At 47.0% G+C, this 24,667-nt stretch carries 25 protein-coding genes and 1 riboswitch; of the genes, 14 read left to right on the top strand and 11 right to left on the bottom strand.

The genetic code is table 11. The features are described 5' to 3' along the window. Positions 1–297: 297 nt before the first annotated feature. From QZ209_RS05660 to QZ209_RS05650, 3 genes are all read left to right on the top strand, one after another. On the top strand, positions 298–1,536 hold the full coding sequence (locus QZ209_RS05660) for a hypothetical protein (protein ID WP_294345544.1): 1,239 nt from the start codon (positions 298–300) through the stop codon (positions 1,534–1,536). A 231-nt stretch (positions 1,537–1,767) separates the two neighbouring features. Continuing rightward, entirely contained in the window at positions 1,768–2,196 is a 429-nt protein-coding gene (locus QZ209_RS05655; protein WP_294345541.1) for a VOC family protein, read from the top strand. A gap of 21 nt (positions 2,197–2,217) precedes the next feature. Then, complete coding sequence (locus QZ209_RS05650) at positions 2,218–2,745, top strand: GNAT family N-acetyltransferase (RefSeq protein ID WP_294345537.1); 528 nt, start codon at positions 2,218–2,220, stop codon at positions 2,743–2,745. A gap of 480 nt (positions 2,746–3,225) precedes the next feature. On the opposite strand, the gene QZ209_RS05645 is transcribed toward QZ209_RS05650, so the two are convergent. From QZ209_RS05645 to QZ209_RS05625, 5 genes are all read right to left on the bottom strand, one after another. Further along, positions 3,226–3,450 carry a DUF433 domain-containing protein gene (locus tag QZ209_RS05645; RefSeq protein WP_366515753.1) on the bottom strand — a complete coding sequence of 75 codons (225 nt, stop codon included), beginning with the start codon at positions 3,448–3,450 and terminating at the stop codon, positions 3,226–3,228. 196 nt (positions 3,451–3,646) lie between these two features. Then, positions 3,647–4,342 (bottom strand): ATP-binding cassette domain-containing protein, encoded by a 696-nt coding sequence (locus QZ209_RS05640; protein WP_294345532.1) that lies wholly within the window; start codon positions 4,340–4,342, stop codon positions 3,647–3,649. 77 nt (positions 4,343–4,419) lie between these two features. Beyond that, the gene (pdxA, locus tag QZ209_RS05635; RefSeq protein ID WP_294345529.1) at positions 4,420–5,421 is read right to left on the bottom strand and encodes a 4-hydroxythreonine-4-phosphate dehydrogenase PdxA; all 1,002 of its coding nucleotides are present in this window, start codon (positions 5,419–5,421) and stop codon (positions 4,420–4,422) included. A 2-nt stretch (positions 5,422–5,423) separates the two neighbouring features. After that, positions 5,424–5,891 carry a DUF4293 domain-containing protein gene (locus QZ209_RS05630; RefSeq protein ID WP_294345527.1) on the bottom strand — a complete coding sequence of 156 codons (468 nt, stop codon included), beginning with the start codon at positions 5,889–5,891 and terminating at the stop codon, positions 5,424–5,426. Positions 5,892–6,035: 144 nt separating this feature from the next. After that, positions 6,036–7,313, bottom strand: a complete 1,278-nt coding sequence (locus tag QZ209_RS05625; protein WP_294345524.1) for a glycosyltransferase N-terminal domain-containing protein — start codon at positions 7,311–7,313, stop codon at positions 6,036–6,038. Positions 7,314–7,797: 484 nt separating this feature from the next. On the opposite strand from QZ209_RS05625, the gene thpR reads away from it, so the two are divergent. The 8 genes from thpR (at position 7,798) to QZ209_RS05585 (ending at position 15,078) form a co-directional block, all read left to right on the top strand. Beyond that, positions 7,798–8,328 (top strand): RNA 2',3'-cyclic phosphodiesterase, encoded by a 531-nt coding sequence (gene thpR, locus QZ209_RS05620; protein WP_294345522.1) that lies wholly within the window; start codon positions 7,798–7,800, stop codon positions 8,326–8,328. 114 nt (positions 8,329–8,442) lie between these two features. Further along, complete coding sequence (locus QZ209_RS05615) at positions 8,443–8,946, top strand: hypothetical protein (RefSeq protein WP_294345521.1); 504 nt, start codon at positions 8,443–8,445, stop codon at positions 8,944–8,946. A gap of 286 nt (positions 8,947–9,232) precedes the next feature. Then, on the top strand, positions 9,233–10,990 hold the full coding sequence (locus tag QZ209_RS05610) for a DEAD/DEAH box helicase (RefSeq protein ID WP_294345518.1): 1,758 nt from the start codon (positions 9,233–9,235) through the stop codon (positions 10,988–10,990). A gap of 96 nt (positions 10,991–11,086) precedes the next feature. Then, positions 11,087–11,779, top strand: a complete 693-nt coding sequence (locus QZ209_RS05605; RefSeq protein ID WP_294345516.1) for an arginine N-succinyltransferase — start codon at positions 11,087–11,089, stop codon at positions 11,777–11,779. 30 nt (positions 11,780–11,809) lie between these two features. Further along, the gene (locus QZ209_RS05600) at positions 11,810–12,289 is read left to right on the top strand and encodes a DUF2721 domain-containing protein (RefSeq protein WP_294345513.1); all 480 of its coding nucleotides are present in this window, start codon (positions 11,810–11,812) and stop codon (positions 12,287–12,289) included. Next, entirely contained in the window at positions 12,286–13,125 is an 840-nt protein-coding gene (locus QZ209_RS05595) for an ARMT1-like domain-containing protein (protein ID WP_294345512.1), read from the top strand. Before QZ209_RS05600 ends, QZ209_RS05595 begins: the two co-directional genes overlap by 4 nt. A gap of 15 nt (positions 13,126–13,140) precedes the next feature. Further along, positions 13,141–14,529, top strand: coding sequence for an MBL fold metallo-hydrolase (locus QZ209_RS05590; RefSeq protein ID WP_294345510.1), 1,389 nt, complete (start codon positions 13,141–13,143; stop codon positions 14,527–14,529). Positions 14,530–14,565: 36 nt separating this feature from the next. Then, positions 14,566–15,078, top strand: a complete 513-nt coding sequence (locus QZ209_RS05585) for a tetratricopeptide repeat protein (protein ID WP_294345508.1) — start codon at positions 14,566–14,568, stop codon at positions 15,076–15,078. A gap of 52 nt (positions 15,079–15,130) precedes the next feature. Here QZ209_RS05585 and xerD read toward each other — a convergent pair whose 3' ends face one another. Together xerD and rsmB are read right to left on the bottom strand one after the other, a co-directional pair. Continuing rightward, complete coding sequence (gene xerD, locus QZ209_RS05580) at positions 15,131–16,045, bottom strand: site-specific tyrosine recombinase XerD (protein WP_294345506.1); 915 nt, start codon at positions 16,043–16,045, stop codon at positions 15,131–15,133. 128 nt (positions 16,046–16,173) lie between these two features. Next, positions 16,174–17,511 (bottom strand): 16S rRNA (cytosine(967)-C(5))-methyltransferase RsmB, encoded by a 1,338-nt coding sequence (rsmB, locus tag QZ209_RS05575; RefSeq protein ID WP_294345504.1) that lies wholly within the window; start codon positions 17,509–17,511, stop codon positions 16,174–16,176. 163 nt (positions 17,512–17,674) lie between these two features. Next, positions 17,675–17,780: riboswitch (SAM riboswitch) on the top strand. A gap of 106 nt (positions 17,781–17,886) precedes the next feature. On the opposite strand from rsmB, the gene QZ209_RS05570 reads away from it, so the two are divergent. The 3 genes from QZ209_RS05570 to QZ209_RS05560 all read left to right on the top strand — a co-directional run bounded on the left by QZ209_RS05570 (position 17,887) and on the right by QZ209_RS05560 (position 20,820). Further along, positions 17,887–19,176, top strand: a complete 1,290-nt coding sequence (locus QZ209_RS05570; RefSeq protein WP_294345502.1) for an O-acetylhomoserine aminocarboxypropyltransferase/cysteine synthase — start codon at positions 17,887–17,889, stop codon at positions 19,174–19,176. A 93-nt stretch (positions 19,177–19,269) separates the two neighbouring features. Continuing rightward, the gene (gene metX / locus QZ209_RS05565) at positions 19,270–20,343 is read left to right on the top strand and encodes a homoserine O-acetyltransferase (protein ID WP_294345500.1); all 1,074 of its coding nucleotides are present in this window, start codon (positions 19,270–19,272) and stop codon (positions 20,341–20,343) included. 291 nt (positions 20,344–20,634) lie between these two features. After that, positions 20,635–20,820, top strand: coding sequence for a DUF2934 domain-containing protein (locus QZ209_RS05560; RefSeq protein WP_294345497.1), 186 nt, complete (start codon positions 20,635–20,637; stop codon positions 20,818–20,820). A gap of 89 nt (positions 20,821–20,909) precedes the next feature. Here QZ209_RS05560 and QZ209_RS05555 read toward each other — a convergent pair whose 3' ends face one another. From QZ209_RS05555 to QZ209_RS05540, 4 genes are all read right to left on the bottom strand, one after another. Beyond that, positions 20,910–21,395 carry a DUF4405 domain-containing protein gene (locus tag QZ209_RS05555; RefSeq protein ID WP_294345495.1) on the bottom strand — a complete coding sequence of 162 codons (486 nt, stop codon included), beginning with the start codon at positions 21,393–21,395 and terminating at the stop codon, positions 20,910–20,912. Between the two features lie 194 nt (positions 21,396–21,589). Beyond that, positions 21,590–22,567 (bottom strand): sulfotransferase domain-containing protein, encoded by a 978-nt coding sequence (locus QZ209_RS05550; protein ID WP_294345488.1) that lies wholly within the window; start codon positions 22,565–22,567, stop codon positions 21,590–21,592. Positions 22,568–22,747: 180 nt separating this feature from the next. Continuing rightward, complete coding sequence (gene serS / locus QZ209_RS05545) at positions 22,748–24,031, bottom strand: serine--tRNA ligase (RefSeq protein ID WP_294345486.1); 1,284 nt, start codon at positions 24,029–24,031, stop codon at positions 22,748–22,750. A 125-nt stretch (positions 24,032–24,156) separates the two neighbouring features. Further along, the gene (locus QZ209_RS05540) at positions 24,157–24,612 is read right to left on the bottom strand and encodes a GatB/YqeY domain-containing protein (RefSeq protein WP_294345545.1); all 456 of its coding nucleotides are present in this window, start codon (positions 24,610–24,612) and stop codon (positions 24,157–24,159) included. Between the last annotated feature and the right edge of the window lie 55 nt (positions 24,613–24,667).

Genomic DNA, 24,667 nt, shown 5'->3' with positions numbered 1-24,667 from the left:
AGAGCGGCAGGTTGCTCACTGTAACAGAATCTTCTCTAAATCTTGTGATACAGTAAAAGGGGCATGTTCCCGACGGCAAAAGCCGTTAGCCATAAGGTTCATTAATTTGATGACTTTTAAAGCTAATAAACAACGTCCCCTATTTCTGCTGCGTTTGTTTGGGTGTGATGTATGAATGTGGTAAATTTTGATTAAAATTAAGAGTAATCTGTAGCGTAGATAATAATGTTAGGGTGTCTCCTGATGCCGCAGATAATGCCCCTTTTAACTCTAATCTGGCAATATAAGGAGATTGTTATGACACAGAACGTTAGAGCAAGTATAACAAGTAACACGAGTGGTATTATGTCGTCGTCCACGTTAGCTAATGCTTTAAAAACTTCATCGTTGAATGGGGGTGACTCTGTTGTTGATTACTTGAAATTAAAAAATGACTTAATGCAATTTATAAAGGTAATATCTACCTATACTGATGACAACTGGTCAACTGTTAAAAATGAGGAAACAGGTATTCCATTGTCCTATGTTGCAGCAGATTTGGGTGGTAAAGAGGCAAGGTTAGAAATTACCTATAACCCTGAAAACTATTCGCTAAAAGTTCATGAAAATGATGAGCCAAAAATACAAAAAATGGTTACAATCAGTATTTCAATTGGCGGATCGACTTTTAATAAAGCCACTCTAATCACAAGTATTAGTGCGGGTGCGCTATCGATTGCTCCATTGATTATGGGGTTTTATTTAAGAGGAGTAAGAAAAGGCATACAAAAAGCATTAGCCAGGATCGATAAAGCTCAATTTGATGTATTCCCTAATCCAGAAGAGGCAGAAGCATTAACTGAATCTGATGAAGCAGTGAGGCGAGGAGCTTATGAGGCGCTAGATGAAGCAAGAGAAGCAGAAGAGGCAGCTCTAAAAGATGTAGCTTTTGACCTAACTGTTGCTGATGGTTGTATGTTTGCAGTAGTCACTATAGCTGTTGTGGCTGGTGTTTTTTCATTTATTGCTCATACAACAAACTACACCTTTTCAATTGAAAACCGAACTGAGTATGACATTGTTTGGAGTGAACCAGAGATGAAACATGGTGACATGAATAGTGCTCCAACTGATGGCAAAGGTGGATTCGAATATACTATTCCTGCTCTTGCAAACACTTCTCCTGAAGGCTATACTCCTCAATATACTTTTACTGTTGCAAACTTCTCTTTTATCGAGAAAAAGGCTCTTTATGGTGTTACAGGGAGTATGAATCTCAAGTTTGTAGATGATAAAGGAAATACTATTGAGACAGCCAATATAGCCTTTAATATTCCATATTCTGGGGCTAATGGTATGGGATTTGCCTTTGGGGCGGATAAAGCTGGCCACGAGAATAAAGACGAGGTTGAATCATGGGAGTTATCAAATCCTAGCGGTCAACTAACTGTGAATGCTGGAATATCAGCACTTCATGGCAAACATACTCTTCCAGGTATGGATAAAGGGTATAATTACAGTTCTACCATTACATATACTCAGTCTAAAAATAGTTAAGCTGTCTCTTTTAACTTGCTTCCCTATAATCACTGTAACAAGTAGCCCCCCCGGGCGAAGTTCATGGGCCTTTTACTGCTGATGGCGAAGTGGTGATACTGGAAATGTCATATCCTAGTCAGGATAAAACAAAGAACCGCAGCCACTCAATCGCTGCAGTGGACGTCTTGACGCTCCGAATAAAAAGCTGCATGGTATCGACAATCATGGTTGAAAAAGGAGACTTGAGGTATGGAACAACGAATGAGTGTGGTGACAATCGGCGTCGCCGACTTGGAACGTTCACAGAGGTTTTACGAGCAAGGGTTGGGGTGGACTGTCGGTTATACGGGTGAGCAGATCACATTCTTTCAACTCAATGGATTGATTTTTGGGCTTTACCCAAGGGATGCATTGGCTGAAGATGCGCAAGTGCCGAATGAACGAACAGGATTTTCGGGGATAACACTTGCATATTGTGCCCGATCCAAGGAAGAAGTTGACGAAGTTCTCGAGCGGGCGGAAGATGCAGGGGCTCATATAATAAAGCCTGCGCAGGACGTTTTTTGGGGTGGGTACTCCGGGTATTTTTCCGATCCAGATGGTCATCTTTGGGAAGTTGCATACAATCCGTACTGGAAAATAGATGAGAAAGGCAACGTTTACCTGGATGCTCCTTAGCATAATGAAGGATATCCTGTCGTGCAGCAAAGGGTCGTAGAAACAGAGCGACTCTACCTCCGTGAGTTCACTCCGGAGGATGTTTCCCAACTCTTCGAGTTACATAGTGATCTGCAAGTCATGAAGTTTCTACCTGCGTCTGAGCGCGAGAATGTTTCCCTCGAAAGATCAGCGGCCACGGTGGAAGAATGTATTCGGTATTACTCGCAGAAGCCCGGATTGGGCGTCTGGCCAACGATTCTGAAGGACGGCGACAAGTTTATCGGCTGGACACTCCTCAAGAACCTGGAGGACACCGAGGAGATAGAGATCGGCTATCGGTACTTTTCTCAATTCTGGGGGATGGGTTTTTGCACGGAGATTTCCTTGGCCGTAATTGCGTATGGATTCGATGATGTAGGTTTAAAACGTATCGTCGGCATATCTCACCCGCAGAACAGGGGATCCTTACGTGTTTTCGAAAAGATAGGTCTGAAGTACGAGAAGAATGCGCACTACTACGGAATGGATGTCCTTTACTACGCACTAAACAGAGAAGGCTTCAGATGACAATTGCTTTCAGCCAGCACTTATTCCTCACGCAGTTGTAGTGCACATTAGGCCCCTTTTTTCCTATGTCACTCGATCAATAATCTCATGTACAGAGACGACTCATGCTTTTCGAAGCTCGTGGTGGGCGTATTTTTGAACGTGAGATGTTTGTTTTTGGTGGTTTTTTTATAGGATGTTCCCGAAAGCCAGGATAGACAGGTATGCTAATGAATAATAAAGTACGCTGTTACGGCCAATAATTTTAGGCTTTTTTCGTTTCAGGCGCCGGTCAATTTTTTTGGGATCGGAGAATTGGCAATCGTTTTTCTTTCCCTGATTGTTATGTCAAGCTTTGTCGCTGATTTCAACAACCGGTTCACCAGAAGAGATTAATGCAACAGCTTTTTCGAGAGAAGAGCTCAGAATGTCTCTCATTTTCCGGTTAGAGAAGTATTACCGCAAGTAATCCAGATGATTGATGGAGGGAGGTTGGTAGAGTCATGCTGCAATTACAGGGTGGTCCAGTTTACGGCTTGCGTACTTGAGCGCAGCCACGATGTCTTCTTTTTCGATATCAGGTAATTCTTCGATTATTTCGTCGTAAGAAAGCCCCGCAGCCAGCAAATCCAATATATCGACCACTCGTACTCTTAAACCTCTGATACACGGACGGCCTCCGCATTGTTCAGGGTTGATTGTTATTCTTTTTGACCATTCATTCATTGTTGTATCATCTACGTTATTTTTAAAAGTAGTGAAAAAAGTAAACATGCATACTAATTTCGGTTCTCAACACGTAAGGAGCTTGAGAAACATCCGTAACCTCAATTAGTCACAGTGAGCTTTTATTCATTAGGACGTGGATCTCGCTGAACAAACCACTTCTTCTCCGCAAAACTCTATTGAGAGCAATTTGCTTCTAAGAAGACACCGGTCTGTAACCTTTCGCTGCATTGGTAAACGTGGCTTCCTGGAGAGACTGGTCGTTAATTCTCCAGGTTTTCGACGGATGGTGCCGCGCAAGTTCGTAGTCGTGTGTGGCGATGATGACCGCGATTCCTTTCTGATTGATCTTTTTGAGATATTCAAGAATTTCGAGTGATGTATCTGGATCCAGATTTCCTGTGGGTTCGTCGGCGAGAATTGCAATGGGTTCACGGACGAGTGCACGGGCGATGGCTACCCGTTGCTGTTCTCCGCCCGAAAGGTTCAGCGGCATCTCTTTTGCCGCGTGTTCGAGACCGACTTCTTTCAGCGCGGTCATTACTCTTTCTTCTATGAGCCGGTTTTTTGTGTTGGTGACCTTGAGGACAAACGAGAGATTTTCGAATACCGTGCGGTCTTCGAGAAGCCGAAAATCCTGAAATACGATACCCAGTTTCCGGCGAAGGTGCGGGATATGTCGTTTTTTCATGGAGGAGGATTTATAACCGCCGATGGTGACCTCTCCTCTCGTCGGTTTTATTTCCATGTACAGCGCTTTGAGCAGTGTTGTTTTTCCGCTGCCGCTTTTCCCTACGATATAGACGAGCTGGCCGGGTTCAATGGCAAGATTGACATCCTTGAGGATCAGCTTTTTTCCAAGCTCCAGATCTACGTCGATAAATGAAATCATGAGTGTACGTTGAATTGTTGAGTTGTTGAGTTGTTGATCTGTTTGCTCCGAAATGTCGGGGTTGGTGATTGTTTGACTTATTCTCCTCTGTTGTCCGCAATTTGTTCCGCCAATACGGCTGCTTCGGTAAAGCTTCTCGGCGATGCTTTACCAAGTCCGGCTATGTCAAAACCCGTTCCATGGTCAGGGGAGGTACGTACGATGGGAAGTCCGGTAGTGACATTGATACCGGTTTCAAATGAGAGAACCTTGAAAGGCAGCAGCCCCTGGTCATGATACATCGCAACGACAGCATCGTATTTACAGTACATGCCTGCTCCGAAAAAACCGTCGGCAGGAAACGGTCCCTCGATGCATTCTTTTTCGGCGAGTCTGTTGATGCAGGGGGAAAGAACCGTTTCTTCTTCAGTGCCCATGACTCCACCGTCCGAGGCATGTGGGTTGAGGCCGAGAACCGCTATCCGGGGAGAAGCAATATTGAAATCCGTGTGCAGAGAACGCGACAGCCTGAGCAGAAAGCTTTCGAGATCCATCGAGCGCACGAGTCCGGGTACGGACAAGAGCGGTACATGAATGGTTGCAAGCGCAACGGTAAGCAGTGATGTCCGGTCATGGAAGAGCATTATCGGATTCGGGGTGTTACAGAACTCGGCAAGAAAGTCGGTATGCCCGGTATTGGCATACCCTGCTTCAGCAATCGCTTCCTTGTGGATCGGGGCGGTTACCATGGCCCGGCTTTTCCCTTCGAGACATAAGCTGGCGGCTGTCTCTATGGATTTCATCGCAATATGTCCGGCTTCGGATGAAATCGCTCCCGGTTTTATGGGATTTACGGGTTCGGCTACGCTGATCAACGGGAGCACATCGTCAGGAATTTTTGGCGCATTAACCAGATCCCGGTATGATTTGAACTCGGCTATTTTCACTGCGAGACCAAGTTGCCGGTTATAATACCGCAGTGCCTCCGCGGAACCGAACACGAGCGGTTTACACGAGCTGTGATCGATCTCCTGAAAACTTTTCAGAATGATTTCAGGACCTATCCCGTGAATGTCACCGATTGTCCATGCGGTAAACATCGTTACAAGCGTTTATAGGCGTTGACGATTTTCTCATCTTTTTTCACTCCCTTCATCGCAAGCCAGAATAACAATGGCTCAGGAAGAAGAACAAAAAATCCGGCTCCGGGAGAGTGTTCGATACCTGAACCGAAACTCAGGCCGAGCTTCTGGTTCATGAAATGCGCTGCGGTAAGGCCGGAAAGTAGATCGACAAGGAAAAGCAGAATCAGTACAACTATCAGTGTGCTTTGAAGGCTCCTGTTTTTGTATAAAAAAATGGCGGCAATCGATACTATACCGGTGACGGGAGAAACGATACTTGAAACATAAAGGCTGAATACGTGAATGACACCTGCATCGGCAAGTGGTCTGAAATCCAGTAAAAAGAGCGGTGTTTCCGCGGCAAAATACCAGAAAGGGAAAAACGAACTTGAAAAAGCGAAAAGAGCAGCTGTAAGAAAATAAAAGCTTTGCATTCGCGCTAACATAATAATCAGGAGTTTAAGCTTGTGGAAACTGAATGAAACGGTCCGAAAACATGAGCACAGAAAACGAACTATAACAGATTTTCTTTCTATCGGTTATCAGTTATATGTACCTGCTGATGCGATCGGATAATGGAATATAAGCATTCACTTTGTAAGACTGTCGAGCGTGTCGAGGATCTTTTGGGCGACTGTTTGTGAGGCGCCGAGTCGGTTTCGAACGTAGTTTCCGGCTATAGTGCCCTGTTCCGCTCTTTTCAAGGGATTGTCGACGAGTTTCTGTAATGTTTCGAGAAGAGACGGTGCGTCAAGGACTTCCGTTGCGCCCCCTGTCGCTACCAACGCTTCAGCTTCGGGAGAATTGTGGTGCTTCGGGCCGAAAAGGACGGGAATACCGTATACGGCAGGTTCAAGGGTGTTGTGGACATTGATGCCGAACCCGCCGCCGACGTAGGCGATTTTCGCAAGAGCGTAGAGTTCGGCGAGCAAGCCGATACTGTCGATGATGAGAATACGATCTGCAGTAAAATTGTCGGGTAGCGAAGAAAATCGGGTAAAAGGAAGCCCGGCGGAGTCAAGGTCGCTTTCGAGGCGGATGATATTGTTTTCGGATACATCATGGGGGGCGATGATCATACTGAGATGTTCTGCCAGCGATACACAAGCGGGAAGAAGCAGGTTTTCATCTTTTTCCCAGGAGCTTCCGGCAACTAGAAGCGTCTTTTCCGCATAAAGCTTTTTCAGATGGCTGATTCTGTCCGTGTTACGGCTTCGTAACAGTACCTGGTCGAACCTGGGATCACCCGCGGTGACGGCACTATCTTTCCCGAACGTTTCCGTGAACCGTGTACGGTCTTCATCCGAGACCGTGTAGATCGTGTCGAAAAGGGAGAAAACATAACGATAAAACTGACGGATGAAGGGTTTGAAGTAGTTTGAATGCTCCTGAAGAACAGCGGCGGCAAGAATAAGGGTCGCTCCATGCCGTTTTGACACATGAAGATGGTTCGGCCAGAGATCGTATCGCATTACCACGAGTACATCCGGCCTGATCAGTGCAACGGTTCGCTCTGCATTTTTCTTTGTATCGACCGGATGATAAAACACTGCTTTGGCATCAGGGTAGTTTTTATAGACGGTGTAACCCGAGTCGGATTGAAACGATATGAATATCAGCGTATCCGGACGGGCTCTTTTTACTTCGGCTATGATCGGTCGAGCCTGCTCGAACTCTCCGGCAGAAGCCGCATGTATCCAAATTCTGGGGCTCGGGTCTGTCGTATTCGCTGCTGCTTCAAGTTCTGTGAAAAGGTTTTTCCTCACGAAGAAAAAAGTCTGCAGTTTCGGCAATGCCCTGCTGAATAATTTCAGAGATCCTGCTAAAAACGGTACTATTGTGTTGTAGAGAAATAGCTGCGGTGCCATGGTCATGTTAGCTCTGATGGAGAACGATCTCTTTGGTATTACCTAAACTGAGCGTCCCGACTCGTCGGGATGCTCAATAATAGCAAGTTTATTGAAAACAGTCTTATATACTGTTCGAAAAGTGTTAAAGAACCGTATTTGTTAAAATCCTTCGGGATTGTCGGTCATACCGAACCTGATTCGTTACAGGTGACTTGCGTCCCGACTGGTCGGGATACAGTGTCATTTCTTCCGTCTTGCATCTTCTGCATGATCGACAATCGATAAATTTAGGTATCACTATAAACCGGAATTTCAAAGCCTGTACCATACTGTGTCCTACATGTTCCATGAACACGTCGCAGATATCCGGCTGGAGGTAAGCCGTGCAATCTTTTCCCGGTCTTTTCGCTGAATCGATGAATGCCGTTGCCCTGAACGAAGCTTATGCCGGGCAAACAGGAAAAGGGATTCGGCTTGCAAAACCTGTTCTTGATATCTGAATATGAAAAAAAGGGTTTTTATCGCAATGCCTGCTGACGATGAGCTTCAGTCGAGAGCCTCTACTTTCAGGGATGCCCATTGCAAGCTTCCGGTTCGCTGGGTTCCCCTGGATACTCTCCATGTTACCCTGTTACCCCCCTGGTATTGTGATGATGTAGAGGGGATTTTCGGAAAACTGCACGACCTTCTCGATGCCTTCAAGGCTTTCGATGTGTGTTTCAGTACAATATCGGTCGGGCCGACGCTCAGGAAACCCCGTCTGATCTGGGCATCGGGTGGCGTTCATGATGGTTTGGGTAAACTTCAGGAAAAACTCTCATGTCTTGTCGAACCGAGTTTCAGCCAGCTGGAAAGGGCTTTTCTGCTGCATGTCACCCTTGCCAGGATAAAAAAAAACCAGAAGATATATCTGGTTCCCGAAATCATAGACTGGAAGGTTACGTTTCATTCTGTTCGCCTCTACGAGTCGATACTGCGTCCTCTTGGAGCTGAGTACCGGGTCTTGTGTGAGGTTGAACTCGGAGCGGAATAAAAACGTATATTACAGGTGGTGCGGGAAATCTGCTGCAAGTGAAAAACCCTATGTATATTGCCGAATCAGCCTCTCCTGAACACCAAGCTCGAAAAAACAAGGAGGATATACCCCATGAAACTGCATACGGTCATTTTGGCACTGGTCTTGTTTGTCGTGGTCTTGTTTGCCGCAATAAACTGGGACCTTTTCGCTCGGCAGGACAGCATCAATTTCATTTTTTTCACCGTCGAAGCCCCTCTGGGATTTATCATGCTGGGTACGGTTGGGATTTTAAGCGTTATTTACCTCCTTTTTATCGGAAGGTTGGAAGTCGCTTCAATGTTCGAAGCTCGTAAATGCAGCAAGTCGCTCGAAGAGGCGCGTGAACTCGCTTTAAGCAAGGAAAAGAGCCGTATCACCGAATTGCAGAGCGCGCTTTCAGGACAGATAGATGCATTTAGGGAAAAGTTCGATGCATTGGAAAACAGGATCAAGGGTGTCGAAAGCAAGTTCAACGGCACCGAAAGCAAGATAGATGATATCATAAAGCGATTTGACGAAGAGGGTGTTTTTATTGTTCGTAATGAAGAGAAGAAAAAACCTGACAATGCCGACACCCAAAGCGATGAGGCATAGCATAGGGATGATGGTTTGAAATGAATAGAGTGACCTGTTAGTGTTTTGTATGATTAATTCGTACAATAAGCAGTGTCTCGGTCGCTGTGCTCAAGACAATACCGATGAAATCTCGAGTATCAGTGATGGAGAAAAAGGGAAGCAGAGCGACGAGAAACCTTTCTCATAGACGCCTTCCTGATATTTTACATCAACTTGCGGACATTACGAAAAAGCTCCTGTTACCGGTATTACCCTGTCGCATTGCTGTTTTTCAGGTTGTCCTCATACCAGGAGATAGATTTTAATGACGAAAAAACATGTTCCGCCAACCGGGTTCAGAGACCTTGGGCTTTCAGATCAGGTTCTCGGGGCTCTCGATGCTGTGGGTTACGAAACACCTACCCCCATTCAGCTTCAAACCATTCCAATTATTCTCGAAGGGGGAGATATTCTCGGCCAGGCTCAGACCGGTACCGGGAAAACGGCTGCATTTGCATTGCCGTTGCTTTCGACAGTCGATCTGTCCAAAGCTGAACCTCAAGTGCTGGTGCTCACCCCGACACGAGAGCTTGCGATACAGGTTGCCGAAGCCTTTCAGCGATACGCAGCCTGTATGGATGATTTCCATGTTCTCCCGATTTACGGAGGACAGGACTACAGTGGTCAGCTTCGGCGGCTGAAACGGGGAGTGCATGTCGTGGTCGGGACACCGGGAAGGGTTATGGACCATATCAGGAGAAAAACTCTTGTTCTTGACAGGCTGAGAACCCTCGTGCTCGACGAGGCTGACGAGATGCTTCGCATGGGTTTTGTAGACGACGTCGAGTGGATTCTCGACAAGACACCCGCCACACGGCAGGTGGCGCTGTTTTCGGCAACCATGCCTGCTGAAATTCGTCGTATTTCGAAGAAATACCTTCGTGACGTTTCGGAAATCGCGATCAAGGCGAAGAGTTCTACGGTCGAAACGATAACACAGCGATTTCTTCCTGTTTCAGGTCAGCACAAGCTCGATGCACTAACCCGTATTCTCGAGATCGAGCATTTCGACGGTATAATACTTTTTGTTCGTACAAAGACCGCCACACTCGAGTTGTCAGAAAAGCTGAGGGCGAGAGGGTATGCTGCTGCGGCACTCAACGGTGATATGGTTCAGAAGCATCGTGAAAAAACCATCGGACAATTCAAGGATGGCGAGTATAACATACTCGTTGCAACAGATGTGGCCGCAAGAGGTCTCGATGTCGAGAGAATAAGCCATGTCATCAATTATGATATTCCGACCGATACGGAAAGCTATGTCCACCGTATAGGTCGAACCGGCCGTGCAGGGCGAAGCGGTGAAGCGATTCTTTTCGTTACCCCTCGTGAAACATCGATGTTGCGAACGATTGAAAAAGCCATCAGGAAACGTATCGAAAGGATGGAGTTGCCATCGACCGAAAGTATCAACGACAAACGTATAGCACGTTTCAAGCAGCAGATCAGCGATACGCTTTCGACGGCAGATCTCGGTTTTTTCCGTGATCTTGTCGAGTCATATTGCTATGAGCACGAAGTGACAGCTATCGATGCGGCTTCTGCTCTGGCAAGTCTCTATCAGGGAGACAGCCCCTTGCTCATATCGGCAAAACCGCAAAAGCCTTCGCGGCAGAAAAAGGGTGGAATCTCTTCCGTAGATACCGGTAACAAGCGTTTTCAGCGGGAAAAAGATCCGCTTTACGAGGCTATCGATTATGAGCGGTACCGTTTGGAGGTGGGTGAGAAACATGGGGTGAAACCGGGGAACATCGCCGGTGCGATCATCAATGAAATCGGTGTCGACAGTGAAGCGGTAGGACGGATCAGCATCTTTGATGATTACAGCACGGTTGAACTCCCTGAAGGCATGCCGAAGGATGTCTTGAGAGAACTCGGTAAAGCGTGGGTATGCGGTCAGCAGCTCCGTGCATCGAGGCTTTCAAAAGATTTTGGCGGCCGGAGAAAGCTTTCCGTAAAAGACAAGCGGAAACCGAAAAAGCGGACCAAACGTATATCCAGAGTCAAAGGTAAAAGAGGTTGATAGTGCTGCGGAGAAGGTTTTTTGCACGATAAACCGAATCTGTATTATTTTGTACAAGAGCCTACGGTATAAAAATCTCTTTTACAGGTTTCGGTTATGGATACACGAAAAGATGTTACCGAGAACTCCTCGAAAAGATTCAGCAATTCCCAGGTATTTGCCATTGGTCTCGGAATTTTTTTTGTTACGGTTGCGATAACGCTGCTGGCTTTACGTTTTTTCTTTTTTCCCGCACCGTTTGCACCGGTCGAGCTCAGTGAGCGTGAAAAGCTACAGCTTGCCGGAAAACTCGATAAAATAGAGCAGGCGAGTGGTTTATCGCTTGAAGATATGTTTGGCGCTGTAAAGGATGAGGAACTGACTGCTGACGGATTGCTCAAACCTGAACCCTACAGTGAAGAGGAAGGCAGTCGTGAAATCTACCTCTCGGAGCGAGAACTGAATGCTCTTCTGGCCAACAATACCGAACTCGCCCAAAAAGCGGCTATCGATCTTTCCAGAGATCTTATCAGCGCGAAACTATTGGTGCCGGTCGATCCTGATTTTCCAATTCTCGGTGGCAAGACAATCAGGGTACGCGCCGGCCTCGAGTTCGCTTTTCGAGAAGGCAGGCCGGTTGTGAAGCTCAAAGGGATAAGTCTTATGGGGGTGCCGTTGCCGAATGCATGGCTGGGAGGTATCAAGAATGTGGATCTTGCCGAGGAGTACGGTTTCTGGAGAGGTTTTTCAGGTGGTATCGATACGTTGGCCATTAGAGAAGGAAAAGTGTTCGTTCGATTGAAGGAGTGATATTCAAAGTTATGAAGCGTTAGGATCCTTATGTCGTTACAGTCTGTTGAACTCCTTGTTCCGATTATCCAAACAGCGATTGGACCGGTTATTCTCATATCCGGACTGGGGCTGCTGTTGCTGACCATGACCAACCGGCTTGGAAGAATAATCGATCGCTCCCGGTCTTTGTCCTGCGATCTCGATGCTCCTGAAGCTGCTCTCAGGAAAAGGGCTTCCATGGAAATCGATATCCTTTGGGCGAGAGCACGACTCATCCGGTTGGCGATTATGCTTGCATCCTTCAGCTGCCTTTTCGCTTCCCTCCTTGTGATCGTTCTGTTTCTTTCACCGCTCGTTTCGCTCGATCTGCCGTTACTGCTTTCTTTTTTGTTTATTTCCAGCATGGTCTGCCTGATTTGCTCCCTGCTGTTTTTTCTTCTCGATGTCAACAGAACCCTGGCCGCCTTGAAAATTGAATTGGAGAGTCACAAGGCCCGCCACTGTTCAGATTCTTCTGTATTACCATGAAAACATTTCTCGATTGTATCCCTTGTTTTATGAACCAGGCCTTGAAAGCCGGACGTTTCGCAACTGAAGATGAGAAAACCCTCAAGGATTTGCTTGCTGTTACAGGTGAAATGGTGCGCGAGATATCTTTTGATATGACTCCTCCTGAAATCGGCGACAGGATATATAAAGAGGTACGCCGACTGACCGGTGTAGACGATCCCTTTCTCAACGTAAAAAAAAAGAATATTCGGGAAGCCCTGGAGCTATATCCGGAGGTGAAAAAAAAGGTGGAAAACTCGTCGAACAGGCTGATGGCGGCAATTCGGATGGCAATAGCCGGTAACATCATTGACCATGGTGTCAATCGGAACTTTAATATTGCTGCTATGGTCGAACAGTGTATGCGGCAGGATTTTGCAATCTGTGACTTTGCAGCTTTTATCGAGAAACTGAAGCGTACTTCATTTGTCTTGTATATAGGGGATAATGCCGGAGAATCTGTTTTCGACAGACTGCTGATACAAGTGCTCGATAAACCGGTGATTTACGTGGTGCGTGAAGTTCCGGTGATCAATGACGTGACTATGGAAGATGCGCTTCTTTCAGGTATAGAAGGCGAAGCCGAAATCATTTCGTCAGGTTCGACGGCACCTGGAACATTGCTGGATCGCTGTAACAAAAGGTTCCTTGACTTGTTTCATTCTGCGGACCTGATCATCAGTAAAGGGCAAGGGAACTATGAGGCGCTTTCCGGGAAAGGAGAAAATATTTTTTTCATGCTGCGGGCGAAGTGTCCCGTGATCGCATCGCATCTCGGGGTGGACGTGGATGATATTGTTTTGAAAAACGGTTGACCGAAAGCGGCAATCATGGAAATAGAGTTTTACGGAGCTACCGGCAGAATTACGGGTTCCTGTCATATCGTGAGGATAAACGGCCGCCGGATTCTTCTCGATTGTGGCCTTGTTCAGGGTCTGCCTGAAGAAGAAGCCTTGAACAGAGAGGATTTTCCTTTTGATCCCAGGGCGATAGATGCCGTGGTGCTGAGCCATGGTCACATCGACCACTCCGGAAGATTACCGTTACTTGTGAAAAGGGGGTTCAGGGGGCCGGTTTACACCCATCCTGCCACCAGAGATCTCGCTCTTGTTCTCTTACAGGACTCGGCCAGGCTCAACGAACGGGATACGGATTATGAAAACAGAATCAGGCAGAAAAAAAAGCAGCCGCTTATCGATCCTCTTTACAGCGTAGAAGATGTTGTCGAAACGATAAATGTGATGCAGGGGTTGAGATACGGGGTGAAAAAAGAGATCTTGCCCGGTGTGGTGCTGCGGTTTCAGGATGCCGGTCATATTCTTGGTTCAGCAATGGTCGAACTCTGGCTTTCCGAAAACGGCAGGACGAAAAAAGTGGTTTTCAGCGGTGATGTTGGTCAGTACGATACGCCTATTCTCCATGATCCGTCTGAAATAGCCGATGCTGATGCGGTTATTGTCGAAAGCACCTATGGAGACAGGCTTCACAAAGAAAAAGAGCAAACCTTGCAGGAGCTTGCCGGGATTATCGGCAGTGCCTCCCATGAAAAGGGAAATATTCTGGTTCCGGCATTTTCAATCGGGAGGAGCCAGGAACTGTTGTATCTGTTCGGAAAATACGGCAAAGAGTGGGGGTTGGAGCGGTGGCAGATTTTTCTCGACAGCCCAATGGCTATCGAAGCCAGCCGAATATACTGGGACTATCCTGAGCTGTACGACGAAGAAGCCACCAAGTTTCGCCGTCGAATTCACGAGATGCCGAAACCCCGTAATCTCCGTTTTACCCGTCACTCGAGTGAATCCAAGGAAATCAATGCAATAGAGCATGGAGCGATTATCATTGCCGGGAGTGGTATGTGTAACGGTGGAAGAATCATTTACCATCTCAAGCACAATATCGGCCGTCCTGAATGTCATGTTCTCATCACGGGCTATCAGGCTGCCGGTACGCTTGGCAGGGAGCTTGTCGAGAGAGCTGAGACAGTTCGTATTCGCGGCGAAACGTTCAGGGTTGAAGCTGCTCTTCATACGGTCGGGGGACTTTCCGCCCATGCAGACCAACGTGATCTGTTTCGCTGGTTGAAAGGATTCGTTACGGCTCCACACGTCTTTGTCGTCCATGGGGAGCAACAGGTAAAACAACATTTCAGTGCATTGTTGCGAAGCGAACTTGGTTTGCGGGCACGTGTACCAGAGCCAGGAGAAACAGTGCGGTTATAGCGGTTTTGCAATCAATCGTAAAAGGAGATATCGGTCATGCGTGCTTTAATTGTTTCCGTGTTGTTCCTTCTTTTTCTCTCTGGTCCGGTTTTTGCCGAATCAGCCGAAACACTGATTGAGCAAGGTAGAGAGCGCTATGACCAGGAAGAGTATCACCAGGCTCTCGAGAGTTTCAATCGTGCCATCAAAGCCGATTCTCGAAATGCAAAAGCGAATTACCATCGTGCAAAAGCATTGTACAAACTCGAAAAATATTCTGAAGCACTCGAAAGTTTCAACCGAGCTGTTTCTCTTAAGAACGATTATCACAAGGCATATTACCGAAGAGGGAAAACCTACTATAAACTAGGGCGTTACAGCGAGGCGGTAGCGGATTATACCAAGGCGGTCGAGATCAGGGATGATTATGCCAAGGCGTTCTACCGTAGAGGGCTTGCGAGACTTGCGATGGAAGATACCACGGGTGCCTTGAAAGATATCCGGGATGCAGCACAGCTCGGAAAGTCCAAGGCAGTTGAGTTGCTTGGAGAAATGGAACGGCAGAACTGAATGAGTGCTTTCTCGTTGAAAAAAGACGACTTGCAGAGAATTTGCTGTGCGCCTATCCTCTGGGATGAAAGGTTTTATGCACTTCCTTGACGAAAGAGCGGTCGATATGGGTATAGATCTGTGTGGCGATGATGGAACTGTGACCGAGCATTTCCTGGACAGCCCGAAGGTCTGCACCACCTTCCAGCAGGTGTGTGGCAAAGGTGTGGCGAAGCGTGTGTGGGCTTATTTTTTTTGTGATCGCAGCAACTGCGCTGTATCGGCGAACAATGGTGTAAGCCGACATTCGGGAGAGCTGTTTACCCCGAGCATTGAGAAACAGATAATCTCCGGACTCCGGTTTTGAGATATTCAACCGCAAATCCTGCTGATAACGTCTTACCCACTCGGTTGCGCTACGGCCGACCGGAACGAGGCGTTCCTTTGACCCTTTACCGAAAATTCGGGCAAAACCGGCGTCGAGATAACAATTGCTTTGCTGCAGGTTGACCAGTTCGCTTACACGAACGCCGGTTGCATAGAGAAACTCGAGCAATGCCTTGTCCCGTAAACGGTATTTTCCGGGAGGATCTTCCTGCATCGGAGCATTGATGAGCCTGAAAACTTCGTCAACAGTCAATACTGTCGGCAGATGCTGAGCGGGTTTTGGTTGATGAAGGTTTTCCGTTGCGTTGATTTCGATGATGTTTTCGCGTACGAGGAACTTGTGGAAAGAGCGGATGGCGGAAATGTTTCTTGCCACTGAACGCGCTTCCAGTCCTGCATCGTGAAGCTCGACAATGAAAGATTGTATGTGGGTAAGGGTGATTTCTGCAATCGTTTTTTTGATGGCCTCTGCATACAGAAGGTAGCGGTACAGATCGTTAACGTAAGATGCTATCGTGTGTTGAGAAAAATTTCTTTCGAGCGTCAGGTAGTTGACAAAGCTTTCAAGATGACTGCTGTATGGTTCTTTCAAGGCTTGCATTACGGGTGAAGTCAAAATTCAGAAGTAAAGAAAGCATACCATGTTTTATGTCGATTCTTTGTGCTCATACAAGCAAAAGCTGTTATGCTCTTGCTGTTCAACGGTCCCGGCATTTCGGACTCGACACTTCAACGTTTCTTTCTCAAGCGTTGTGCAAAGCCGCCATCAAAGCCTTCGTGCTGTCCCGGTAGGGTCAGAAAGGAACCGGGGTGAGCAGTTTTCTGCTCGCGGAAGATAGCCTGAAACGTTTCTGGCGGCGATTCTCTTGAAAAGTCAGGATGGCTTTTCAGGAAGCGTTCTATCTGAAGAGCGTTTTCCTCGGGTTCCACGGAACATGTGGCATACACCAGAACTCCTCCTGGCTTCAGTATATCTGCAGCATGGTCCAGCAGTTCCGACTGCAGGAGCGTCAGCTCCTTGAGCTTTTCGGGTGACATTCTCCAGCGAAGTTCCGTTTTTTTTCCCAGAACACCGGTTCCCGTACATGGAGCATCGAGGAGTACCGCATTCGGAGGTTTTTCCGGGCGAATTGTCCTTGCGTCCGCAACAACAGTTCGTATGATCGTTATGTCGAGCGTATTGGCTCGTTGTATGATTTTTCTACACTTGTTGGGGTAGCGGTCCACTGCGATCAGGGTACCTTTGTTCTGCATCATTTCAGCGAGGAACGTGGTTTTTCCTCCCGGAGCGGCGCACATATCCAGTACGGTATCTCCAGGCAAGGGGCCCAGCAGCAGGCAGGGGATAGCCTGTGTCGGGTTCTGCACAGTCAGCAGCCCAAGGTGGATGAAAGGCTTACACGCATCGAAATCTCTTGTGAGGATGAACCGCTTTTGCATGCAAGTGCTGAAAGCAACCGATGCATCTTTCAAAGCGGCAAACATGGTTTCAGGGGAGGTTTTCAACGTATTGATGCGTAGTGCCGTCAGAGGCGATGCATTATTGCAGCGAAGCATCGATATTGTTTGCTCTTCACCGTATGTGTCCAACCATCGTTCGACAAGCCATTGCGTATGCGACTGTTCTATCGAAAGCCGTTTAGAAAGCGGCATTTTTTCGAGCGTTTCATTGAAGGTCGAAGCTGGTTCGGATGCGATTTTGCGGAGCACTCCGTTAACGATTCCGCTGATGTGCCGCCCTTTGTATTTTCTTGCGAGTTTGACGCATTCGTCGACAGCGGCCCAGCCAGGTATTTTATCGAGGAACAGCAACTGGTAGGTGCCGAGGCGCAAAATGTTCTGCAGTACCGGGGCAGCTTTCTTGAAATCATGATGATAGTGAAGGCTTATCATGAAATCGAGTTTCAACCTGAAACGCAGAGTACCGTTGACGAGTTCTGTGGCAAGAGACCGGTCGTTTTTGTCGGGGTTGTGTTTATCAAGCAACCGATGGAGTGACTGTTCGGACTTGATGTTGTTTTTTTCCGTTTCCTGTAATGCCAGGAGTGCTATCTCTCTTGCTTGCATGAAAAAGTGACAGATTCATGAAATGGTAGTTTCACATTGCTCCGAAATAACGAGCATACGTACAATAAAACAATTTATTCGAGGTACAGGCGGTTTGTAAAATAATATTCTCTGTTGTAGATTGAGACCAACCAGAGTAGTTCTTTCTCTACGAGTTTATAAGCTATCATCCAGAAAGGTGGAGGGACTGGCCCTGAGAAGCCTTGGCAACCGTCGTTAGTGATTGGTGCCAAATCCATCCCGGACAGAGAGTGCGGGGAAGATGATCGTATGTACATGCTGTGTATTCATACCATTTTCCAATCTTCGTTCTAATTTCTCTTTCTGATTCCAGCTTAGAGGATGATTGCATGAAATCATCTATTAGCGTCTATCATGAATCAGCCATATTCCTCCTACCGGTTTGAAACACTCCAGGTTCATGCAGGACAGGAGCCAGACCCGGCAACGAACTCCTGTGCAGTTCCAATCTATCAAACAACATCGTACGTGTTCGACAGTCCGGAGCACGGGGCGAATCTGTTTGCGCTCAAGGAGTTCGGCAATATCTATACCCGACTCATGAATCCCACTACGGATGTGCTTGAAAAACGACTTGCTGCGCTCGAGGGAGGTAAAGCGGCGCTTGTCGTTGCGAGTGGTCATTCAGCGCAGTTCATAGCATTGAGCAATATCTGTGAAGCCGGTGATTCAATCGTATCTTCCAGTTTTCTGTACGGTGGGACGTACAATCAGTTCAAGGTGTCTTTTTCACGACTTGGGATCGATGTCAGGTTTGCAGAGGATCTTCAGCCGGAAACGTTCGAAGGTCTGATCGATGAAACGACAAAAGCCATCTATCTCGAATCGATAGGGAATCCCGCTTTTCATGTCCCTGATTTCGAAGCGGTTGCACATGTCGCACATACAAACGGTATTCCTTTGATTGTCGATAACACGTTCGGTTGTGCCGGCTATCTCTGCAGACCTCTCGATCACGGCGCCGATATCGTGGTTGGTTCTGCAACGAAATGGATTGGCGGGCATGGTACTTCCATGGGTGGGGTCATCGTCGATGCAGGGGCTTTCGACTGGAGCAATGGAAAGTTTCCTTTTTTTACAGAGCCTTCACCAGGTTATCACGGTCTCAAGTTTCACGAAACATTCGGTGAGCTTGCTTTTATCATCAGGGCGAGAGTCGAAGGGTTGCGGGATTTCGGGCCGGCTATCAGCCCGTTCAATTCGTTTCTTCTGCTTCAGGGACTCGAAACCCTGTCGCTCAGGGCACAGCGCCATGCCGATAACACCTTGGCTCTCGCTCTCTGGTTACTGGAACATCCGGCAGTTTCCTGGGTAAACTATCCAGGTCTTCCCGATCATCCAACGCATGAAAATGCAAAAAGATATCTTGCCAATGGTTTTGGTTGTGTTCTGACGTTCGGTGTTGAAAAGGGATATGAAGGAGCCATCGAGTTCATCGACAGTGTTACACTCGCCAGTCACCTTGCCAATGTCGGTGATGCAAAAACATTGGTTATTCATCCTGCATCGACGACACATCAGCAGCTCAGCCAGGAGGAACAGGCTGCTGCCGGAGTCGGCAGGGATATGGTCAGGGTTTCGGTCGGTATCGAGCATATCGATGATATAAAGAGTGATTTTGAGCAAGCCTTTTCAACATTGTGAGAAAAGGTTGGAGGAAGTCGAAAAAAGAAAAGCGGTATGTCCTGAAAGGGATACATGAAAAGGTTTTCCCAATTTGAAAACGAATAATCGGGGATGGAGTATATCGATAGCATATCTGAAAAGACAGGATTTTTTGTCAGTCGTAAACCTTTCAGCCTCGAGCTCGGGGGTGAACTGCCGGAAACGACTATAGCGTATCGCACCTGGGGTACTTTGAACCGGGAGCGAAACAATGTAGTGCTCATCTGTCATGCATTGACCGGTTCGGCCGATGCCGATGCCTGGTGGGACGGCATGTTCGGTGAGGCGATGGGTTTCGACGATACTGAAGATTTCATTATCTGCAGCAATGTACTCGGCAGTTGCTACGGTACGACCGGACCGCTTTCCCGCAATCCCCTGACCGGCAGACGTTACGGGCCTGATTTTCCTGCGGTGACTATCCGTGACATGGTGAGGCTTCAGCGGTTGTTGCTCGATGAACTGGGCATCCGGCAGGTGAAGCTGGTTGTCGGAGCATCACTTGGTGGAATGCAGGTTCTCGAATGGGGATTCATGTTCCCTGAAATGGTTCGTGCGCTGATGCCGATGGGCGTGTCCGGGCGGCATTCGGCATGGTGTATCGCCCAGAGTGAAGCCCAGCGTCAGGCAATCAGTGCGGATCGGGACTGGAATGACGGATGGTATGAGCTGGATGCTCCGCCGGCAAGGGGGCTGGCGGCCGCCCGTATGATGGCGATGTGTTCCTACCGGAGCTTCGACAATTTCCAGGAACGTTTCGGGCGTGAAAAAAAGGACGATGCTACCTTTCAGGCTGAAAGCTATCTTCGCTATCAGGGTGAGAAGCTCGTCAACCGTTTCGATGCAAATACCTATATAACCCTTACCAGGGCAATGGATACTCATGACGTGTCACGCGGGAGAGGAGACTACAAAAGGGTACTCGAGTCTCTTGCGATGCCTGTCGAGGTGCTTTCTATCACCTCGGATATTCTTTACCCGAAAGAGGAGCAGGAAGAGCTTGCAGAGCATATTCCCGAAAGCCGTATCGAGTATCTCCATGAATCATACGGGCACGATGCGTTTCTCATCGAGGTTGACAAAGTCAGCCGTCTGGTGAAAGCGTTTCGGGACAAGATAACGGCAAAAGACAGCTCGGCAGCCTGAAGGCATTTTTCGTTCGGAACCATGCGATAGCCTTGCTCCGTCGAGAACTCAACGTTATTTTCCGGAAAGCACTTTCCCATCGATCGAATTGGTGGCTGAAAGAACGATGCACTGCGCAAAGGTGTTGTCTTCATGTCACCAGTCATAATTCACATGATTGTAACAAGGTGATCCTTGACAGAATATGAGGGGCGGAGTAATTTGGTTTTGCTGAAAGAGTGAAGTACATGTTGCAAAGATGTGAAAAAAGCAAGGCAGTAGCGGATGGTATAACCTAAAACTACAAAAGCGATGTCAAACGAAACGAATGAAAAGCAAATCATGACGCAGGAACAGTGTGAAGAACAGATCAGGACTGCAGCTTACTACCTGTGGCAGGCAAAAGGAGAAAAATACGGTTCGGATGTCGAAGACTGGCTCGAAGCCGAAGCAGCGTTTGCCGGGTCAGCTGAATCTGCCGAACAGAAAAACGTTTGAGCCGATTCGTTTTTTTCGTACGCGATGGAGGTCCCCCTTTCTCCATCGCGCACGTTATCCCTCAAATGTTTTCATCACAACCGCGTTTCTCACTCGAAGATCGTCCAGAGAATCTCCATTTCCTTTTTCCCGTTCACACTTGCAATTTCCTCGATGGTCATGGATGTTTCGGCGTTTGTAATTCCCTTTCCCTCGAGTTTACCGATAAGGGCATCACTGCTTTGACCGGTCATATCGGCAAGCATTTCAATTTTTGCCGACTCGAGCGCTCTGAACATGTTCTTTTTGGGACTGCCTTTCTCTGAAGAGGGTACAACAATTGAAAGCATGGTGATGATCACACCTGCTCCGATGATGGAGAGAGGAAGCTTGCGTGAAAAGTATGCGATGAAAGGTTTCCAGTTCGCAATGGTATGAAACAACACCCCGATCACCATTGCCCAACTCAACCACTCATGAACAGGCTTGATATATCCAGCGTCGACTTTAAAAAACATCAGAATCCCTGTAACGGCAAGGATGATAAACGTGCCGGCAGCCAACGGTGTAGCCCATGATTTCATTGTAGCGCTCATATGCTTTCTTCTCCTTTCAATAGTTTTTCATCAAAGACAAAGCCTTTTGATTGTTACTATGCATGAGGAAACAAAAAGGTTTCATTTTTTTTGCGGGACGTTGTAAATAATTTCCACATTATGCCGCAATTCAAGGATGAACAGGGTATTATCGTTTTTTGCGTTTGTTATGCTTCGAGGGGAACGCGACGGGATTATAAACCTTGGATTGTATTCAGCACTTTCCGGTTGGGTAACGAGTTATCATCGTAAAGTTCGGCTAGGCCGAACTCATCGAGAATGTTTAATCCCGCATCGATTTGTTTTGGAGAAAATTCGTTTTTCCAGGAGGTTACGGGAGATTTGTCTTGAAAGAGGCTGCTGTCTTTACTGACGACCCTGCTTGGGCGTTTGATGGTTTCATCATCGAGTTCAACATGACAGTTTTCGCGAGTGTTCTTGACGAATCGAAATGCGGAAGAAATCTGATTGTTCGTGTCTGCAAAAACTTCCTCATAAAATGCAATGTGAATCTTGTTCGATGGAAACTGGCGAAGCGGAACGTAGTTAATTATTGACCAGATCAGGATTTGGCGTAGGATGTAGTCATTATTCTCACTGGTTTTTTTGATGAGTTCTTCAAAAGGATGCAGGTGATCTTCGTAAAGTTTCCGCTGGTTGAGCAACAACATCGGATCGGTCACCCAGTACCAGTCTTTCTTTTTGCTTTTTGAGAGGGCAACTGAAAAAGGATTTCTGATCAGCAGTATGATTTTCAGGTTCGGGAAACGAATCGATGCCCAGTAGGCAAAGAGATTGGCAAAAATATCCTTGATCAATAAACCACTGTAGAGGTGTGAGTGATTGGCCGAGTCAACTACGGGATGGGTGAAGGTTCCGCTGAAAACATCTGCTGCAATGTGTTTCAGCTGATCATGTGAATCATCAGCTCTGACGTACTCATGTGGTGATAAAAAGCTCATTTCATCGACATGTTGGGGATGAAACGGTTCGAACATCTCCCGGTACTTTTTGTCATGATTGAGCAGGTCGGACACCCACGTTGTGCCACTTCGGCCGTCTCCGATCAACCATATGACTTCATCATAGTTATCAAGCAGACGATTGGCGTGCAGGGTTACATCTCTTACCGGTTTCAGCAGGTGGGACAAGATGATCTGTTCGATGTGCACGGCTTTTTTCCTTTCAAGTTTCCAGTTTGCCAAACAACAAAAAGATACATCTCTATTATTTGTGGATAAAATAAAATGATGGTAGAGGCTCGAGATTTTTATGATGAGCTTTTTTCCATCTACTCCGTACAGTAAGCAGAGATGTGTAAAAAGCATCTCTGCTGTTTGTAGAACAGGGTACTAATCAATCAGGTCGAATCCCGTATACTTTCTCAACACTTCCGGTACGATAATTGTGCCTTCGGGGGTCTGGTAGTTTTCGAGCAATGATACCATCAATCTCGAAGTCGCAAGTCCGGAACCGTTTAGAGTATGGATGAAAACCGGTTTTGATGAGCCCGCAGGCTTGAAGCGAATGTTGGCTCGCCGCGCTTGGTAATCCTCGAAATTGGAGCAACTCGACGCTTCAAGGAATTTGTTTTCAGCCGGTGACCATACTTCGATATCGTAACATTTTGCCGCAGTGGCACTGATATCTCCACTGCAAAGAAGCAAGACTCGATAAGGGATTTTCAGTGCTTTGAGAATTGCTTCGGCATTGTGTAAGATCTCTTCAAGGGCATCATACGAATCCTCGGGGCGTGTGAACTTGACCATTTCGACCTTATTGAACTGGTGCACTCTGAGGAATCCCCGTGTATCTTTCCCATAGCTTCCAGCTTCCCTGCGAAAGCAGGCCGAGTAAGCAGCATAAGATATGGGAAGCTGTTCGTCACGAAGTATTTCTTCACGATGAAGATTGGTGACAGGAACTTCTGCAGTCGGGATTGCGTAGAGGTCATCCTCGTTCATGTAGTATACCTGGTCGGCAAACTTGGGCCACTGTCCCGTACCTCGAAGTGAGTCTTCGTTAACCATGAAAGGAGGAAAGATTTCGGTATATCCGTGCTTTTCCGTGTGGTAATCCAGCATGAAATTTAAAAGCGCACGTTCGAGTCGAGCTCCTTTTCCGGCATAGACCGGAAAACCGCTGCCAGAAATTTTAGCTCCTCGTTCAAAATCAAGAATGCCTAATGTGTTTCCAAGGTCAAGATGATTCTTCAAAGGGAAATCAAGAGCATGATCGAAAGCTATCGGTTCTTTATAAATGACATTGTCCTCAGATGAGCAACCTGTTGGAACGTCGATATGCAGTTTGTTGGGAAGCGAGAGCAGAATCGCTTCCATTTTTTCCTCGAGTTCTCCCAGGGTTTCGTTCATTCGGGCAATGTTGTCCGCGACCTCTTTCATTTCACGAATGAGGTCTTCCGCAGAGCCCTGCCCGGTTCTTTTAATGGTGGCGATATCTTTTGAAACCTTGTTTCTCAATGCTTTGAGCTCATCTGATTTTTGGACGAGTTGCCGGCGCTGTATATCGAATTCAAGCAGTTCATCGAGCCGGATAGAGTCCTCTGCTTGCTGACGTTTTTTCAGCATTTCTGCAACTTCTTCCGGGTTTTGTCGGATATAATTGATATCAAGCATGTTAATGGAACACGGTTTTGATGCTTTGTTATAGGAGAGTTTGTACTCTAATTACCATTTACTTTTTTACCGATAATAACAGCGATAGCAATGGCGATCGATCTTTACAATAAGGTTACATCGTATTATGATAACGCTGATTTGACGATCTCCTGTACTTTTCCGCCATCGGCCTTGCCTTTCAGTCGTTTCATGGCTGCACCCATGACTTTTCCCATGTCTTTCATGGATGTTGCTCCCAATTCGGCAATGATATCCTTTACAGTAGTTTCGATTTCTTCATCTGCCATCTGGACAGGCAGATAGGTTTCAATCACCGACAGTTCTGCTTGCTCGGTTTCTGCGAGATCCATTCTCCCGGCATCTTTATACTGTTGAATGGAGTCTTTACGTTTTTTGGCAAGACTCATGACAACTTCGAGTTCCTGCTCTTCGCTCAGCTCGGCCTTACCTCCAACTCGTAATGAAACTTCCTTTTCGAGAAATGCCGCCCTGATTGCCCTAACGGTATTTATCCTGTTTTTATCCCCGCTTTTCATGGCTTCTTTGAGGTCCTGGTCGATACGCACTTTTAAACTCATCATTGTAGCTGTTTATCGTGATCAATGAAAGAAATGGTGTCAGCCAAGATAAGTT

The organism is Prosthecochloris sp. (genome assembly GCA_015482705.2).
Classification (GTDB): Bacteria; Bacteroidota; Chlorobiia; order Chlorobiales; family Chlorobiaceae; genus Prosthecochloris.
This window is presented reverse-complemented; position numbering and strand designations above follow the sequence as displayed.